The organism is Bacillus cereus ATCC 14579, from assembly GCF_000007825.1.
In the GTDB taxonomy this organism is placed as follows: Bacteria; Bacillota; Bacilli; order Bacillales; family Bacillaceae_G; genus Bacillus_A; species Bacillus_A cereus.
Genome location: NC_004722.1, coordinates 629,273 through 647,167 on the forward strand (window position 1 = coordinate 629,273; position 17,895 = coordinate 647,167).

Genomic DNA, 17,895 nt, shown 5'->3' on the forward strand with positions numbered 1-17,895 from the left:
CGGCATACAACCTTTTTATTTTAGGACACCACTGTACAAAATGTTTACCTCTACCTCAGGTTTGAATTTTACTTTTGCATAATCTTTATTCCAATTTTTCTTCTTCCATAAGTCAGGGTGGTAGGCGATAAGGTGTCTGCCGATACCGAAAGCATCACAGTTTGCTTTTTGTAACTTTTTCGTTATCTTTTTAGCTTCTTTCGTAAGTTGTTTAGACAATTCTTTATTTAGTTTTTTTCTTTCATCCATTTTGTAAAGATTATCTCTCGGAGCTTCAAGCGCTATAACTTTTAGTTGGAGCTTAATGTGAGCATAAACATTTCCTTTTTTATCTGTTGTTATTTTTAAGTCTCGTTTTAACTTTCGGTTGCTAATTTCCATTGTTAAATAATCAGATGTTTTCTCTGATTCATCGCTAGTAAGCTTCTGGGTTATACGGGCACTTGTTCCCATTTTTCCGGTTAATAATACGAATAAAACAGATTGTTTCAAAGGTAAATGCCCAGTTAATTTATCATTGTTAAATAAAGCTAGACCGTTTGTAATCACTTCTTTTCCTTTTATTTTTATAGAAGGGAGGGTAAAGTCTTTACCGGGATCTAACATTTTTGTAGCAGCTGTCTCTAAAGTTTCTTTTGGAAATACACTCATATCTTCTAAGCTTTTCACTTTTTTCTTTAGAAAATCTCCAATTAGTAAATTTCCTACTTTCTTTTTTTCTAGTATCTCGGATGTTTCACCATCTACTGCAATAAGTTTTACTAAAGCAGTTGGGTTTGTTGGGTCCCGAAAGCTGACATCTAAATAAGGTAATATACCTTTTTTTAGGATTTTGGTTCCTAGTAATTGAACACCATATTTAAAATAACGAATATTCCCAGTAACATTTTTTTTTAGGGCATCGCTTGTATCCCTTATGTTATGCCCCGTTGCTGAATGTATTTCATTTTCGAATGAAGATTGCTCTCCGCTTGAACTTTTTACGAGCTCGATTGTTTGCTGGAGTTGATTCTCTTCCGTAATATCAGATCCAATACTATAAGCTAACCTTGCCTCCCTTAATGGTTCTTGATCCCAGCATCCAGAAAGGAGGGAACTAGTACATAATACAAAAAGTAATTTAACTCTTTTTTTGAACATACTGTTCTCCTTTCTTATTTCGTATCACAGAATAAAGTAGAAATAAAAGAGGAAGGACAACTATGAAAATATAGGTGAACTTATCAGTGAAAGTTGAGATTACTTTTAATTCTTCAGGTGTATCTATAAATAAGGCTACACTAAAAGCAATAATACCAATGATTGGAACAGCTTTTTTATGATTAGCAAGATTGAATATATGTCCTATTCCGATTGAAGCAGCGCAATAATAACTAGCGATAGAAGCTGCAACAGTTATCATCCAAATTGGTATAAATAGTAAATCAGTTCGGTCTATAATTCCGATATGTAAGGAGCGTAATAAGTAAGCAACTGGTTCTGGAATAAGCTCAATTTGTTTTGGACTAAATACGATAAAGCAAATCCAAACAGTAAAAGTATAAAAAAGTGTTACAAATCCATTAGCGATAGAAATGGCCTTCAGTTTTGCGACAGAACTGCCATTTACTTTTGGAAAAGCGATAAGAATGATTTCAAAACCATACATGGCTGTAATTGTTTCCTTGGATGCTTGAATTATATTCCACCAGCCGGCTTCTGTAATGGGAAAAATATAAGAGAAATCAGCTCGGGAAAGCCCTAGAGCAATTAAAAGGGCCATTGGAATAATGAGGATAGAGGCCATGACATAAAATCGTACGATGACTTTAAAAGTGTTATAAGCTACATAACAACAAGCTATTGTAAATAGCATGAGAATGGCAGACCAAGGAGTAGCTTGTAATATCCATACTTTAATGACATTACAAGCATTCAACATAACCGTCATACCAATAAGCGTAAAATAAAAAACATAAGCAAAACCTAATAGTTTTCCAAACTTATTACCAAATAGCATACAAACGCTTTCATACATATCTGCATCAGGAAATCGCTTTAAGAAAAGCCACATAAGTAAAATAATAAGTTGAATTGCAAGCCCAGCGACGAGAGCGGAAATCCATCCACCTCCTTTTGCTATTGGGTGAAGACGGTTAGGTAGAGAAAGGATACCAACTCCGATTTGGCATTGAATAACGAAAAAGGTAAATTGAACGAGCGAAATTTTACTTTGCGTGTTTGTCACCGTCCTCATCCTCTCTCGTTACATGTTGTCGTTGCATTTTTTTCGGTTTTGGATCATGTGGTCGTTCCCAAAACGACCAAATTGGAAGTCTTACGAAAGAATCTTTCATATCTTTTATCCGCATCGGGGCAACAGGAGAAAGATATGGCGTATGAAATGAATGTAATTGACATAAATGAACGAAAGTTATAATTAGACCGAATGATATTCCGACGTATCCGAATATAGCAGCAAGAATCATTAATGGAAAACGAAGAATTCGAACTGCTGAACTCATATCGTTTGATGGAACGAGAAAAGATGAGATGGCAGTTAAAGCTACAACAATAATCATCGTATAAGAAACAAGTCCAGCTTTTACAATTGCATCACCAATTACTAAACCACCTACAATACCGATTGTTTGTCCAACTCGGCTTGGTAAGCGAATACCAGCTTCCCGTAATAATTCAAAGATTAATTCCATTAAGAGAGCTTCAAAAATAGGAGGAAGTGGTACTTTCTCTAATGAAGCTTTAATTGTATACACAAGTTCGAGCGGCAATACATCAGGATGAAAGGCTACGGTTGCGATATATATAGCTGGTAAGAGAAAAGCAATCAAGAAACTCACTAAGCGAATCATTCGGACGAAAGAACCGACAATCCAGCGGTTATTATAATCGTCTGGTGATTGATAGAAAGCAAATAACGTAACAGGAACGATAAGCGCTGTGGGATCTCCATCAGATAAAATAGCAACTCGTCCTTCCATTAAATTTGCAGCGGTCCTATCTGGACGCTCTGTATTTAATTGCTGCGGAAATGGTGAGAAAGACGTATCCTCTATAAATTCTTGTATATATCCTGGAGGCATAAGTGCATCTGTCTTAATCGTTTCTAACCTTCTTTTTACTTCTGTAACTAAATCGTCATTCGCTATGTTTTGCATATAAGCAATTGCCACTTTCGTATGCATTTCTTCACCAAGTGTGAAATATTTAACGACGATATTTGGACTTTTTATGAGCTTACGAATCGAAGCTAAATTAGTTGCTAGATCCTCTACAAAACCAGTATGTGGACCGCGCACAATCCCTTCATTATCAGGCTCTGCTATATCTCGCTTTAAAGATAAAGCTGTTTCGAAAATAAAAAAACTGTCGACGTGTTCATGAAAATATAAGGATTTACCTTGTAATAAAAGCTGCACACCATAATTTAAATTCGTTTCTTTTTTCATATTTAATGTAGAAAAAGCTTTATCTAAAGATAAATCCGATCGCGTTAATAATGGCTCAAGAGCTAATTGATGAATTAGATTTGGGTCTGCTAAAGATTCGATATATATGATTATTCCTTTTCCGTTTTGAAAAGGGAGATCTAATTTTTTTATATCATCAGAATGAGAAAGTTTATTTTCAATGTAATTAATGTTCTCAGGGAGTGATGGAAACATATGCTTTTGGCCCGTACTCTCTTGTTGTTCTTTTTTCTCTCTCACAATTTCCACCTCTTTTAGATAAAGTTACTTCTGTTAATTTTTGCTTTTTGTGAGAAATTTATGCTTGGATTATTTTTGACAAAGTAGCTTGAAAGTTACGTTACGTCATCTTTTATACTATAGAAAATAGGGTATAGGGGATGATATAAATGACTTTGAGGGATATGTGGGGATGGAAAGAAATTTTATATTTATTTATGTTTGTATTTGTTATTGTTCCAGTAACTGTTGAATCTCTTTTTTATAAATATATTTTAGAAATGATAGGTAACTCACTATATGCTGGAGTATTAATGGGCTTTATAATGGCAGTGATATTTACTACTGTAGTTTATCTTTTTTGTATCAAAAGATATAAACTCTCGTGGAAAGATATTGGAATTCGGAAGCTTTCATGGAAAGATCTTTTATGGACAGTTGGAGCGGTTATTTTCTTAATTGTAGCTAGTATTGCTGTATTAGTGATAATGGAGAAAATGGGTATTTCCTTTGAAAATAGTAAGACGGAGACGGTCCAAAATGATAAATCAATCTATTCATTCTGTATCGTGGTAATTGGAGCAGCAATTATATCACCAATCTATGAAGAGATTTTATATCGAGGTGTTTTTTATACATTTTTTCGTGATAGATATGGCATGTGGGGCGGTATGTTTATTAGTTCCATAATATTTACCGTTGTCCATATCCCTACATATAACACATTACTGGTGAATTTTTTGAGTGGGGTAGTATTTGCATGGTTATATGAGAAAACAAATTCTATTTTATCAGCTATGATTGCCCACGCATTATTCAATTTCATAGCAGTACTTCTAACATTTGTGTCGAATTAAGAAGATATATAGGAGGGATATATATGGAAATAGCTGTAGAACGTGTTTTTACGAAAGAGATTTTAAAAAGAGCAGTGAATTTGTTTCATGTAACAGTAGAAGAAAAGCCACTTGGAGATTTTGAGAATTATATTTTTAAGGCGAAGGGTGATAATGATGAAGATTATGTATTACGTTTAACACATTCTTCTCATCGTTCTAAACAAGAGGTAGAGGCTGAACTAGATTTTTTACGATATGTTGCGGAGAATGGGGCAAAGGTAGCAGGACCTCTTTATTCAACGTCTCGAAATCTCGTAGAAGAAATCGTAGCAGAGGATGGGACTTTCTTTTTCGCTTCTTTATTTATATATGCAAAAGGTGAGCAAGTAAAAGGAGCAGAATCGCCTTATTGGGGAGATGCTTATTTTGAAGCGTGGGGAAAAGCGATTGGGCAACTGCATCGCCTTACAATGGATTATCCTAAAACAGACTACCGTGATACGTGGGAAGAAGACGAAAGTGGAATTGTTAATGAATTAGAAGATGGTCAAGTGAAAGAGATTGCAGCAGTATTAATGGATGAAATTAAGGCTCTTCCAGTTGAAAGAGAAACGTTCGGTCTTATGCACGGTGATATTCATCAAGGTAATTTTCATTATGATGGTAAAGAGCTAACAATCTTTGATTTTGATGATGCTGCTTATAATTACTTTATACATGATTTAGCGATGGTTTTATACTACTCTGTTCTATTTACACCGTGGACAGCAGAAGAGAAGACAGATTTTGCTCGTAAACAGTTACAAGTGTTACGAAAAGGATATGAGTATGAGCACAGGCTGGCGGATAGTTGGTATGAATCGTTACCACTATTTTTACGTTTACGTGATATAGGTTTATATGGAACGCTTCAAAAGAAGTTTAAAGGGAAAGATATGCCTGATAACTTCTTGAAATTATCAGAAGAGCTATACGAAAGAATTATTAAAAGAGAAGCAATTGTGAATATATAATACATTTAGTTCAAAACAAAGTATATAAAACAAATATATACTTTGTTTTTTTATACAAAAATATGTTTACTTTATTAAAATAATATTGTCCTAGATTCGGTATACACTTATAATTTTATATATATTCTGAATATTCTTTATAAATAAGGAGGGGGAATGGTGGAAGCTTTCGTAAATTGGTTAAATAATATTGTTTGGAGTCCAGCACTTGTTTATTTATGTTTAGGAGTAGGTTTATATTTTTCCATTCGAACGAAGTTTTTACAAGTAAGGCACGTAGGAGAAATGGTTAAGCTGACATTTCAAGGAGAAAAATCAGAAGCTGGTGTTTCTTCATTCCAAGCGTTAGCACTTTCGTTATCAGGACGCGTTGGAACAGGAAATATTGCTGGGGTAGCAACCGCGGTTGCATTCGGTGGACCAGGAGCTGTATTTTGGATGTGGGCAGTAGCCTTTTTAGGGGCAGGATCAGCTTATGTAGAATCAACACTCGCGCAAATATATAAGACGAAACATCAAGGGCAGTTTCGTGGTGGACCTGCTTATTACATCGAAAAAGGTCTAGGTGTGAAATGGTATGCTTTAGTATTCGTTGCAGCGACAATTCTTGCAACTGGGCTTTTATTACCGGGCGTGCAAGCAAATAGTATTGCTGTAAGTTTAGAAACGGCTTTTGGTATTAATACTACCGTATCAGGGGCTATATTAGTTGTCGTATTAGCTCTTATCATTTTCGGTGGAGTAAAGCGAATTGTTAACGTAGCGCAAGTTGTCGTACCGTTTATGGCAGTAGGTTATATATTAGTAGCTTGCGTCATTGTTGCTATGAATATTGAAAAATTGCCAGAAGCATTTATGTTAATTATAAGAAGTGCATTTGCATTAGAAGCTGCTTTCGGTGGTATTATCGGTTTAGCAATCTCTTGGGGGGTAAAACGTGGTATTTATTCCAATGAAGCAGGACAAGGGACTGGACCACACGCAGCAGCTGCAGCCGAAGTATCACATCCAGCTAAGCAAGGTTTAGTACAAGCATTTTCCGTTTACATTGATACATTATTTGTTTGTTCAGCAACAGCATTTATGATGATTATTACAGGCATGTATAACGTATTTGATGCAAGCGGAAAAAACTTTATCGTTAATAAACTAAACGGCGCTCAGCCAGGACCAGGATATACACAGGCGGCGGTAGAATCTGTTTTCCCTGGATTTGGAAATGGTTTCGTTGCAATCTCGTTATTATTCTTCGCGTTTACAACAATTATGGCGTATTACTACATTGCAGAAACGAATATCGCGTACTTAAATCGTGATAAAGACCGTCCTTGGATGTCTATGGTATTAAAATTTGTATTTTTAGGAGCTGTATTCTACGGTTGTATAAAAACAGCAGCAACGGCTTGGGCTTTAGGTGATATCGGTGTAGGGATTATGGCATGGGTAAATATCATTGCGATTTTATTGTTACAAAAACCTGCATTAGTTGCATTAAAGGATTATGAAAAGCAGAAGAAAGAAGGAAAAGATCCAGTATTTGATCCAGGGCCATTGGGAATTAAAAATGCTGATTTCTGGGAACATGAATACGGAAAAGATAAGAAAGAAGAAGTATCTTAACTTAATAGAATAGAAATGAAAAAGCAAAGGGAAAATGCCTTTGCTTTTTTTTATGGACAAAATGAGGCTGGAAGTTATTTTTTTGCCTATTTTTGAATATAAAAAGAATGTACATGCTTTGTTAGGGGAAGGAGGGAGTATGTTGATAGAGTTTCGTAACGTAAATAAATATTATGGCAACTTTCAAGTTTTAAAAGATATTAATGTGCAAGTGAAAAAAGGTGAAGTAGTAGTTGTTGTTGGGCCTTCAGGATCAGGGAAAAGTACATTACTCCGGTGTATAAACCAGTTAGAGTCAATTACAGATGGAGAGTTAATTGTACAAAATACAGAGGTACACAATGCGAAAACAGATATGAATGAATTACGCCGAAATATTGGAATGGTCTTTCAACATTTTTATTTATATCCACATAAAACTGTTCTTCAAAATATTACACTAGCACCTATTAAAGTAAATAAAATTTCAAAAGAGGAAGCTGAGAAAACAGCAATGTTTTATTTAGAGAAAGTAGGAATCCCTGAAAAGGCCAGTGTATATCCACATCAATTATCTGGTGGACAACAGCAACGGGTGGCAATTGCTAGAGGACTTGCGATGCAGCCGGAAATTATGCTATTCGATGAGCCTACGTCTGCTCTTGATCCAGAGATGATCGGGGAAGTACTTGATGTTATGAAAACGCTAGCTAAAGAAGGGATGACGATGGTCGTTGTCACGCATGAAATGGGATTTGCTAGAGAGGTAGCAGATAGGATCTTATTTATGGATGATGGCCAAATTATTGAAGATACAACACCGGCGAACTTTTTTGCAAACCCTGAACAAGAAAGAGCCCGTTTATTTTTAAGTCGGGTACTAAATCATTAGAGGAGGAATTTCATGCTTAAAATGAAAAAGTTATTTACTTTAATCGTATTTTCATGTTTATTCGTGCTTGTTGTTGCTGGATGCGGAAGTAAAAAAGATGAGGCGAAAGAAACGAATACGAAGCAAGGCGGGGCCGTTGAGCAAATTAAGAAGCGCGGGAAACTAGTAGTTGGGGTGAAGAATGATACGAACTTATTTGGATTGAAAAACCCTTCCACAGGGCAGGTAGAAGGATTTGATGTTGATGTTGCAAAGGCGCTTGCCAAAAAAATTCTCGGAGATGAAAAGAAACTAGAATTAAAAGAAGTAACGTCTAAAACACGTATTCCACTACTGAAAAATGGTGACATTGATGCAATTATCGCAACAATGACAATTACGGAAGAACGTAAAAAAGAGGTCGATTTTTCAGATGTATATTTTAAAGCAGGGCAATCGTTACTCGTGAAAAAAGGGAGCGAAATTAAAAGTATTGATGATGTGAAAAAGGGTGTGAAGGTGTTAGCCGTAAAAGGTTCAACATCGACAAATAATATTCGTCAAAAGTCACCGGAAGCGACTGTATTAGAATTTGAAAATTACAGTGAGGCATTTACGGCGTTAAAAGCAGGAAAAGGTGATGTTTTAACGACAGATAATGCAATTCTTTACGGCATGGCAAAACAAGATTCAAATTATGAAGTTGTAGGGAAAATTTTTACGGATGAGCCGTACGGAATCGCAGTGCAAAAAGGTGCAGATGATTTAACGAAAGAGATTAATAGCTTGTTAAAAGATATGAAAGAGAATGGAGAATACGATAAATTGTATGAGAAATGGATTGGGCAAAAACAAGAGAAGTAAAGTGAAACTTTAATTAGTGGGGCTTTATTCCTATTGAAGAGTAAGAGTGAGAGGATGAGGGATGCTCATCCTCTTCTTGTAAAGAAAGAGGGGAGAATATGTGCCTGATTTTTCTATATTAACGAATAACATTGATATGTATTTAGAAGGGTTTAAATATACAGTTATGTCTAGTGTAATTGCATTGATAGGTAGTTTTATTTTAGGAGTAATTTTGGCAGTAATGCGTATTGCACCTATTCGCATTTTAAATTGGATAGGATCAGCTTTTGTGGAGTTTGTAAGAAATATTCCACTTGTATTAATTGCATTTATATTCTATTTTGCTTTACCTGTAATAGGAATTACTTTAAATGGTTTTGTAGCAGGAACAGTTACGCTTACGGTATATACGGCAACTTTTATTGCAGAAGTAATTCGCGCTGGTATTTTATCAGTTGCGAAAGGGCAGATGGAAGCTGCTCGCTCTTCAGGGCTAACGTATGTGCAGGCGATGTATTATGTTGTCTTACCCCAAGCAGTGAAAATTGTAGTTCCCCCTTTAGGAAACCAGTTTCTCAATTTAGTTAAAAACTCCTCAATACTTGGAATTATTGCTGGTGCTGATTTAATGTATCAAGGAGATTTAATTTCAACGAAGACGTTTGTTACGTTTGATGTTTATATATTTGTCGGGATGTTTTATTTAATATTAACAATTCCGCTCAGTATGCTAGTGCGTTATTTAGAAAAACGCTTAGCAAAGGAGGCGGTGTAAATGGATTTCAAGGGAGCAATTACAGGAGATCATATTCTATTTTTATTAAAAGGATTACTTATAACATTAGAGGTAGCGCTCATAGCAATTGTACTTAGTTTTATTATTGGAAGTGTAATCGGTATATTGCGCTACACGAAAATACCTGTCGTCTCACAAGTATTAGGAGTTATAGTTGAAGTGATTCGAAACTTACCACTACTGTTAATTATATTTTTCACGTATTTTGCACTTCCAGAAGCAGGCTTGAAATTAGAAATTATAACAGCTGCAATTGTTGCTTTAACAATATTTGAGGCAGCAATGATATCTGAAATTGTTAGAAGTGGTCTATTGTCTATTGAAAAAGGGCAGGTTGAAGCTGCAAGATCTTCGGGATTAACGTATGTTCAAGCGCTTTGGCATATTATTTTGCCACAAGCATTAAGGAGAATGGTTCCGCCGCTTGTCAGTCAATTTATTTCATTGCTGAAGGATACGTCGCTAGCGGTTGTTATATCACTCCCTGAGCTTATGCATAATGCTCAAATTATTAGCGGGCAAAATGTGAATTACATGATTCCGACGTTTATAGTAGTAGCTTGTATGTACTTTATCGTAAATTATAGTTTATCAATTTTATCGAGAAGATTAGAACTCCGTTGACTCTTACAATATATGTAAGGGTTTTTCCTTGTTTCTCCTTATTTTCCTCTAAATAGAATCTAAATCTTGCAATAATTCGATTTTTATATTGTTTTATCAGAAAAGTTTTAATTTTATATAGAAAATGTAATCGCTTTCGTGTATATTTTTATTATCAGAAAATTTTAACAGGATATAGGGGTATGGTAGGGGGAGGATTTAGATGCAGCAACCAACGAATGAGAAATTACATCGTACGATGAAGAGTAGACATTTATTTATGATCGCACTTGGTGGTGTAATCGGAACTGGTTTCTTCTTAGGTTCAGGTTACACCATTAATCAGGCTGGACCAGGGGGAGCCATCCTTTCATATTTAGTAGGCGGATTTATTATGTATTTAACAATGCTTTGTCTTGGAGAGTTAACGGTAGCGATGCCGGTTTCAGGATCTTTCCAAAAGTATGCGACGAAGTTTATTGGACCAGGAACGGGCTTTATGATTGGCTGGTTATACTGGCTCGGCTGGGCAGTAACAGTGGGTCTAGAATTAACGTCAATCGGTTTAATGATGAAAAGATGGTTTCCAAATGTTGATGTTTGGGTATGGTGCCTTGTATTCGGCGTTATTTTATATGCTTCAAACGCAATTTCGGCGAAAAGTTATGCTGAATTAGAATTTTGGTTCTCTAGTATTAAAGTAATTACAATTCTTGCATTTGTTGTGCTTGGTGGTAGTGCATTATTAGGATTTATATCATATGACGGAAAAGAAGCAGCACCTCTTTTCTCTAACTTTGTAAGCAATGGTGGACTTTTCCCGAATGGACTAGCTGCCGTATTACTTACAATGATTACAGTTAACTTCTCGTTCCAAGGAACAGAGTTAATCGGAATTGCAGCGGGAGAAAGTGAAAATCCAGAAAAAACAATTCCACGTGCGATTCGTAATACAGTATGGCGCATTATGTTATTCTTCATTTTAACAATGACGATTTTAGTAGGATTAATTTCTTGGAAAGAAGCAGGCGTAATTGAAAGTCCATTCGTAGTCGTATTTGATAAAATTGGTATTCCATACGCAGCTGATATTATGAACTTCGTTATTATTACTGCGTTATTATCTGTAGCGAACTCTGGATTATATGCAGCGACGCGTATACTATGGTCACTTGCAAATGAGGGAATGGCACCAACTTCCTTCCAGAAAGTAAATAAGCGTGGTATTCCAATTACAGCGCTAGTCGTAACGATTGCGGTAGCTGGATTATCTCTATTCACAAGTTTCCTTGCAGAAGATACAGTATACATGTATTTATTATCGATAGCTGGTTTATCGGCTGTTTCAAGTTGGATCATTATTGCTCTATCGCAACTTCGCTTTAGAAGTCAGTATATAAAAGGCGGAGGAAAGTTAGAGGACTTAAAGTATAGAACACCACTATACCCAATTGTCCCGATTTTAGCCTTAATTACAAATAGCATTGTTGTTATTAGTTTAGCGTTTATTCCTGAACAAAGAATGGCGTTATACTGTGGTATTCCATTTATCATTTTCTGCTATATATATTATTATATTAGTAAGAAACGGCAGAAACCGATGAAAGTGGAGATGGAAAAAACAAATGAAACTAACAATCAAACACGATGATATAGAAGCAGATTTATCGTATGGTCAATTAGCGATTGGAAAAGAAAACGGGTATTCACCGTTACAATTACTCATTTCTTCTATCGCAGGATGTAGTGCAATTGTCTTTCGAACAATTTTAGAAAAGAAACGTATTACATATGATACGTTTACAATCGAAACTGAAATTGGTAGAAGTGAAGCTTTATCGAAGCCAGTTGAAAGTGTTCATTTGCACTATAAAATTAAAGCAGAAAACATTACAGAAGAGCAGCTGGACAAGGCGCTGCAACTTGCAGTGAAAAATTGTACGATTGTTCAATCTGTAAAAGATAGTATAAAGGTTACGGAAACAATTGAACTAATAAAATGAAACATAAAAACGTGAGAATACGGCTCTCACGTTTTTATGTTTTTAATAAAGGGAGAAAGTATGATGGAATGTTTAGGTTGTAAATTAGCAAATGAAGAGGAAAAAATATATAAAATATATGAAGATGACTATGTAACATGTTTTTTAGATCATGAACCTTTCTATACAGGACATACTTTAATTGTGCCAAAGCAACATGTTGTAGAGGTAGACGAATTAGATGACGTTGCTCAATTATGGATGCTTCTAAGCTGATTGCAAAAGCGATTAAGGCATTATATAAACCTGACGGAATTACGATTTGTCAAAATGGTGGAATCTTTAATGAACTTACGCACTATCATATGCATGTTGTACCGAGATATAAAGAGCGTTCATTTGCTGAGTTTTATACGGTACAATCGGGAGAAAAGAAGAATCATAATTTGGAAGAAATAAAGACGTTGTTAAAAGAAGAGATAGAGCAAGTGTTGCTGACTGAAAAGGCATAAGAGGAATGTTCTTTATGAAACAGTCAGGAAAATTCGAATAAACAAAAGCCCGATTTCTTAGTTAAAATAGAGAAATTGGGCTTTTGTTTATTCTATTATTAAATTTTATCTATAAAAAGATTTTGCAGTGTCACAAAGTTACAGTGCTCATTCGTTATATAGAGTGAGAGGAGGAATTATATGAAAGTTACAAACAAAGATTATGAAAAGATGGAAGAGCTATATGAGTTGTATGAACAAAAAATTTATTATGTAGCTTATTCTATTTTAAATAATATTCAACAGGCTGAAGATGCGGTTCAAGAGACGTTTATTACTCTTTATAAGAACTTGGAAAAGCTCCATAGCTTGAGCACTGAAGAGCTTAAACGCTATATTTTGAGGGTCGCGAAAAACAAGGCGATTGATAGTTACCGGAAAAATAAACGACATGAAACATTTTTAGAAGAATATGAAAGAGAATCAATAGAAGCAGTAGATGAAAATATTGAAGAGTGGGAAAAACGTAAAATGTCTGAGGTTCAAATTGATACATTGCTAAAAGAGTTAAATGAATCTAACAGACAGGTGTTTAAGTACAAAGTCTTCTATAACTTAACGTATCAAGAAATTTCAAGTGTAATGGGGATTACGGAGGCTAATGTCCGCAAGCAGTTTGAACGCGCTCGAAAACGAGTCCAAAATATGATAGGAGGTATACAACATGACGAATTCAAAGAACTCCAAAGAAATATATGAACTTGCTGAAAAAATTGCTTTAGATGATTTTGATAAATCCGAAGAACAACATGAATTTTCACATACATATACGCGCAAAAAGAAATTGTTTATGGAAGAAATGAAGCTGAGAGGCGAGCGACCACAGAAAAAGCGTAAAAGACATCGTATGTTAATCGCTGCTGCCTGTTTATTAATTGGTATGCCAACAACTGTTTTTGGTGCAGTGAAAGTCTATAATATGATTGTTCAAAAACAAAATTACGAAGTAAATGTTTCCTTAACAAATAAGGATTCGAAAAAGAGTAATCAGTGGTATAAGTTGAAGATTGGTAAATTGCCAGAAAATATGGAAGCAATTGATGATAGTGCTATGAAATATTCATTTAAAGATAACGACGCAATGGGCGGGTTTTCATTTGTTCTTTCGAGAGTGGGAGAAAATGCGGATTTTCAAACTTTATATTCAAAAAGTTATGAAGAAAAAGAGATAAATGGCAGGAAAGCAGTAATTGTCCATAAAGAAACTGGAAACAACAACGTAATGTTTGACAGAAAGGTCTTTCTCTTTTTTGAGAAAGAAGGGATTATGTTAGAAAGTTATATTGGATCCGATGTAAACGAAGAACAAATGATAGATGTGTTAGGGAGTATTTCACTTGAGCCTACGTCAAAAGAAAAGGCATCATATATAGCAGATTATGATGAAAATCGCTTTACCAAAGCAGCTGAACCGAAAGAAAATAAGGTGATTCCATTGAAAAAAGATAGTCTACGACTATTTCATATAGGACAAAAGGTTCCAGTAACGATCTCTATGGATAACAGCCAAATTGAATATGTGATAGAAAAAGTTGAAGTCTTTGATTCAATTAAAGATTTTAAACAAGAGAATTTTAATGAACTTGGCCTAGAGATATTAAGCAAGAATAAGGCTTTAGATCAGATGGGAAAATTACTATCGTACAGACGAGATGAATATAAATTAGGGAATGGTAAAGATTCAATTGATACATTAGTAGATTCGAAATTAGTTAATGTTAAATTTGTCTATTTAACAACAACAGTGAAAAATATTGGTAAAAAGTCGACAGAAGAAATCTATATGCATCCATCCATAAAACAGCTTAAATTTGAAGGGAATGCATGGAACTACGCTAAAGAAGAGGGAATGGACGCAACGCGTATTATGACGGGTGAAGTTGATTACTTGGAACCTCACGGAGACGGGAAAAGCTTTTATAATATTGGCAGTATCACACCAGGACAAACGGTGAAGGTTAACTTAGGTTATTTTGTAGATGAGGATAAACTAGATTCAATCTTTTTGGATGCTTTCCATTACAGAGGGAATGGTGGCACTGAAAATATGAATGCGGAATATCGTTGGTGGATTGATATTCGTCAATAGTAACAAAGAGACTAAAAAGCTGCTTACATCTAGCAGCTTTTTTCGTCTTCATACATATGTAAAATTTCTTTCGCACGTATACGTAAACCATCTATCAATTCTTTCGGTTCTAACACTTTTGCATCTTTTCCAAGTCTATAAAATAAAGGAGTAATAAAGTTAATCTCACCTTTATCAATTGTTGAGTGTATATATCCTGTCCCATCCTCGTTTACTATAACGAATTCCTCAAGATAAGGAACGCTTTTACATTGGCGTACGCCTTCTGTTGTCAGTAAAACATGTAACTGAGTAGGGATGTGTACTACGTTAGAGTTAGAGGCAAACCACTCTTCTAAATTCATGAATGTATCCTCATTTTCTTCCGTTGATAATATGGAAAGAATACGATCGATGCGATACAGTAATACTTTTTTTCTACCGAAGTCATAGGACGGTAAGTACCATAACCCGTCGTGAGCATATACACCAATCGGATGAACATGTTTTGTTTTTATCCCTGATTTAGATTCGTATTGAAAGTGTAAATTTTTATTTTCAATAGCCGCTGTTAACACTTCGTTTAAAAGTGGGGTCTCAATTGTTCTCTTCGGATTCCAAAAGGCGATATAAGAACGTATTTTATCAACTTTCACTTTCGCATCATGTTGTAGGGAGCTATACAGTTTATGTGTAACGGAATTGATTTCTGTGTTAAAAGGTAAGTCGCGATAGTAACTTAAAGATTGAAAAGCAAAAAAGATAGAGACTGCTTCTTCTTCCGTAAATAAAATAGGCGGAATTACTCTATTCGTTAATACTTTATAGCCGCCGTTACGACCTTGTTCTGCGTAAATGGGCAACCCCATATCACTTAAATCTAAAATGTATCTATGAACCGTACGAACGGAAATATTAAATTCATCAGCTATTTCTTGAGCTGTAAATGTTTTTTTCGCAGAAGCAAATATAAGAATATCTAATAAGCGTTTAGCTTTTGACAAATGTATCACCTTTTCTTTTTAACGTGACATAAATTGTCATGTTTTATTGTTAGTATATTGTTTACATCATATGTTATCAAGATGAGATACAAGGAGGAAAAGATATGTCACGTGAAATAGTTTTATTTATAGCGGCGAGTTTAGATGGATATATTGCGAAAGAAAATGATGATTTAGAGTGGTTAATGGAAACGGAAGGAGAGGGAGATAATGGTTATACAGAAATGTACGAAACGATTGATACAATAATTATGGGAAAGAAAACGTACGATTATGTAGTAGAGCATACGGAAACATTCCCGTACTTAGATAAAGCATGTTATGTTTTTTCTCGTTCAGAAAAAGGTTCAGACGGAAACGTGGAATTTGTAAATGAAGATGTAGTGGAGTTTACAAAAAGGTTAAAAGCACAAGAAGGGTCTAAAATATGGATGGTTGGTGGAGGAGAGCTACTGAGAGAATTCTTTAAGAATAATCTAATTGATGAATATGTTGTTACGATTACACCGCATATATTAGGTTCTGGAGTTCCGTTATTTCAAGACAAGAACCCAGAAATTAATTTAACTTTGACGGATACGAAACGTTTTGGGCAATTTGTAAATTTATATTATAAAGTAAAGTGATAAAAAAACACGACTATTGATGATAGTCGTGTTTTTTTATGGATGGTAATGAAATTATAAAGCAAGACCCGTAATCGACTTCGCTCGTTACAGTAATATTTCCGCCGTGTAGTTCTACAATTTCTTTTACGATAGATAGCCCTAAACCAGTTCCGCCTGTAGATCGTGTTCTTGCTTTATCGACACGGTAAAAGCGGTCAAAAATGTGAGGGAGGTCTTCAAGCGGAATACCTTCGCCTTCATCTTCAATTGTAATGGAGATACGTTTATGTTCTTCTGTAATAGAAATGTTTATATGAGAATGCTCTTTTGAATGTCTATAAGCGTTATTTAAAATATTCACAACAACTTGTTCGAATCGTTGTTCATCTAAGTTTACTAGCAGTGTAGGAGGACAAGAGAAAGAAACTTTAATGTACCTTTCTTTATACATGGCGTTTACTTTTTCACATATACGCGTAAGGAAGGTGTGTAAATGCACTTCCTTTACTTGAATAGAAAAGTTATGTTGTTCCATTTGTGCAAGTGAAAATAAATCTTGAACTAAGTTTGTAATGTAATCAGACTCATCTTTTATAATTGATAAATATCGCAAACGTTGTTCAGAAGGGGTGCTTTCTTTTAAAGCAATGTCAGCATAACCTCTTACGTATGTTAACGGTGTTCGTAATTCGTGAGCAACACTTGCTAGAAATTCACTTCGCTCTGTTTTCATATAATGTAGATCATTTGCGAGCGTCTGAATAGATGATGCTAGTTCACCAATTTCATCATTTCGAGTAGTTGTTAATGAAACAGATAAATCACCTTTACTCATTTTTTCAGTGGCATGTTTCATGTGTAACAATGGTTTTGTTAATAATCGAGATAATAGGAAAATTGTGATGACTGTGAGTAGAAATGTGATGGCACCAGCAATAATGAATTGTTTTGTTAATCCATTAACTAACTTTTCAATTGATTCTGTTCCAAGAAACATGTACACATAGCCTTCATGTTTTCCATCTACTACAATGGGGCTAACTGTACATATATAATTAGATGTTTTCCAATGATTTTCTATAATCGCTCCATTATGGTCTGTTCGAGTTTGCATTTTACTAATATGATCGTTTATAGTCGTGTTTATTTCGTTAGATTTAGCTAGTATTTCTTTATTTGCATTTGTAATAACGACAGTTGTTTCAGCTTCAGATTCCATTAATGCTACGTGAGAGATGGTTTGCTCATCGTAATATTTTTCAAGTACATCTCGATGACTATTTCCTCGCTTTAATAAAGCTGTCATTTCTTCATTTACTCTAGTGTTTACAAGACTATAATAGAGCAAAATAAAGAGAACACTTTCAATTAAAAGTGTAACAATTAAAAAATAAAATCCGAATTGAATTGAAATTCGTTTCATCGT

The 17,895-nt window shown here is 34.8% G+C and carries 17 protein-coding genes and 1 pseudogene; 13 read left to right on the top strand and 5 right to left on the bottom strand.

What is annotated here, in order from left to right; all coding sequences use genetic code 11:
- Nucleotides 1-15: 15 nt before the first annotated feature.
- Genes gerKC through gerKA form a run of 3 tightly spaced genes read right to left on the bottom strand, consistent with a single transcriptional unit; the run spans nt 16 to nt 3,710 of the window.
- A complete protein-coding gene (gene gerKC, locus BC_RS03175; protein ID WP_000474043.1) occupies nt 16-1,140 on the bottom strand; it encodes a spore germination protein GerKC in 1,125 nt (374 codons plus the stop codon).
- A complete protein-coding gene (locus BC_RS03180; RefSeq protein ID WP_000185799.1) occupies nt 1,121-2,227 on the bottom strand; it encodes a GerAB/ArcD/ProY family transporter in 1,107 nt (368 codons plus the stop codon). Before BC_RS03180 ends, gerKC begins: the two co-directional genes overlap by 20 nt.
- Nucleotides 2,208-3,710, bottom strand: coding sequence for a spore germination protein GerKA (gerKA, locus tag BC_RS03185; protein ID WP_001208313.1), 1,503 nt, complete (start codon nt 3,708-3,710; stop codon nt 2,208-2,210). Before gerKA ends, BC_RS03180 begins: the two co-directional genes overlap by 20 nt.
- A gap of 149 nt (nt 3,711-3,859) precedes the next feature.
- Between gerKA and BC_RS03190 the strand changes: the two genes are divergently transcribed.
- From BC_RS03190 to BC_RS03245, 12 genes and pseudogenes are all read left to right on the top strand, one after another.
- Complete coding sequence (locus tag BC_RS03190) at nt 3,860-4,546, top strand: CPBP family intramembrane glutamic endopeptidase (protein ID WP_000175183.1); 687 nt, start codon at nt 3,860-3,862, stop codon at nt 4,544-4,546.
- Between the two features lie 23 nt (nt 4,547-4,569).
- Nucleotides 4,570-5,541, top strand: coding sequence for a phosphotransferase enzyme family protein (locus BC_RS03195; protein ID WP_000401659.1), 972 nt, complete (start codon nt 4,570-4,572; stop codon nt 5,539-5,541).
- Nucleotides 5,542-5,700: 159 nt separating this feature from the next.
- A complete protein-coding gene (locus BC_RS03200; RefSeq protein ID WP_000387162.1) occupies nt 5,701-7,161 on the top strand; it encodes an alanine/glycine:cation symporter family protein in 1,461 nt (486 codons plus the stop codon).
- Nucleotides 7,162-7,303: 142 nt separating this feature from the next.
- The gene (locus tag BC_RS03205; RefSeq protein ID WP_153018810.1) at nt 7,304-8,032 is read left to right on the top strand and encodes an amino acid ABC transporter ATP-binding protein; all 729 of its coding nucleotides are present in this window, start codon (nt 7,304-7,306) and stop codon (nt 8,030-8,032) included.
- 12 nt (nt 8,033-8,044) lie between these two features.
- The gene (gene glnH, locus BC_RS03210) at nt 8,045-8,875 is read left to right on the top strand and encodes a glutamine ABC transporter substrate-binding protein GlnH (protein WP_000916486.1); all 831 of its coding nucleotides are present in this window, start codon (nt 8,045-8,047) and stop codon (nt 8,873-8,875) included.
- A 100-nt stretch (nt 8,876-8,975) separates the two neighbouring features.
- Nucleotides 8,976-9,632 (top strand): amino acid ABC transporter permease, encoded by a 657-nt coding sequence (locus tag BC_RS03215; protein WP_001112672.1) that lies wholly within the window; start codon nt 8,976-8,978, stop codon nt 9,630-9,632.
- Complete coding sequence (locus BC_RS03220) at nt 9,633-10,277, top strand: amino acid ABC transporter permease (RefSeq protein ID WP_000345960.1); 645 nt, start codon at nt 9,633-9,635, stop codon at nt 10,275-10,277.
- A gap of 202 nt (nt 10,278-10,479) precedes the next feature.
- Nucleotides 10,480-11,907, top strand: coding sequence for an amino acid permease (locus tag BC_RS03225; protein WP_001187104.1), 1,428 nt, complete (start codon nt 10,480-10,482; stop codon nt 11,905-11,907).
- On the top strand, nt 11,882-12,259 hold the full coding sequence (locus BC_RS03230) for an OsmC family protein (protein ID WP_000778831.1): 378 nt from the start codon (nt 11,882-11,884) through the stop codon (nt 12,257-12,259). The genes BC_RS03225 and BC_RS03230 overlap by 26 nt, the downstream gene beginning before the upstream one ends.
- Nucleotides 12,260-12,322: 63 nt before the next feature.
- Nucleotides 12,323-12,750, top strand: a pseudogene (locus tag BC_RS03235) (HIT family protein).
- 180 nt (nt 12,751-12,930) lie between these two features.
- Nucleotides 12,931-13,488: an RNA polymerase sigma factor gene (locus BC_RS03240; protein WP_000869257.1), complete on the top strand. Its 558-nt coding sequence runs from the start codon at nt 12,931-12,933 to the stop codon at nt 13,486-13,488.
- Nucleotides 13,454-14,878: a DUF4367 domain-containing protein gene (locus BC_RS03245; RefSeq protein WP_000185138.1), complete on the top strand. Its 1,425-nt coding sequence runs from the start codon at nt 13,454-13,456 to the stop codon at nt 14,876-14,878. Before BC_RS03240 ends, BC_RS03245 begins: the two co-directional genes overlap by 35 nt.
- 29 nt (nt 14,879-14,907) lie before the next feature.
- Here the strand turns inward: BC_RS03245 and BC_RS03250 are convergent, their stop codons facing one another.
- Nucleotides 14,908-15,870, bottom strand: a complete 963-nt coding sequence (locus BC_RS03250; protein ID WP_113732210.1) for a helix-turn-helix transcriptional regulator — start codon at nt 15,868-15,870, stop codon at nt 14,908-14,910.
- 95 nt (nt 15,871-15,965) lie between these two features.
- Between BC_RS03250 and BC_RS03255 the strand changes: the two genes are divergently transcribed.
- A complete protein-coding gene (locus tag BC_RS03255) occupies nt 15,966-16,487 on the top strand; it encodes a dihydrofolate reductase family protein (RefSeq protein WP_000085781.1) in 522 nt (173 codons plus the stop codon).
- A gap of 13 nt (nt 16,488-16,500) precedes the next feature.
- Here the strand turns inward: BC_RS03255 and BC_RS03260 are convergent, their stop codons facing one another.
- Nucleotides 16,501-17,892 carry a sensor histidine kinase gene (locus BC_RS03260; protein WP_000822525.1) on the bottom strand — a complete coding sequence of 464 codons (1,392 nt, stop codon included), beginning with the start codon at nt 17,890-17,892 and terminating at the stop codon, nt 16,501-16,503.
- Between the last annotated feature and the right edge of the window lie 3 nt (nt 17,893-17,895).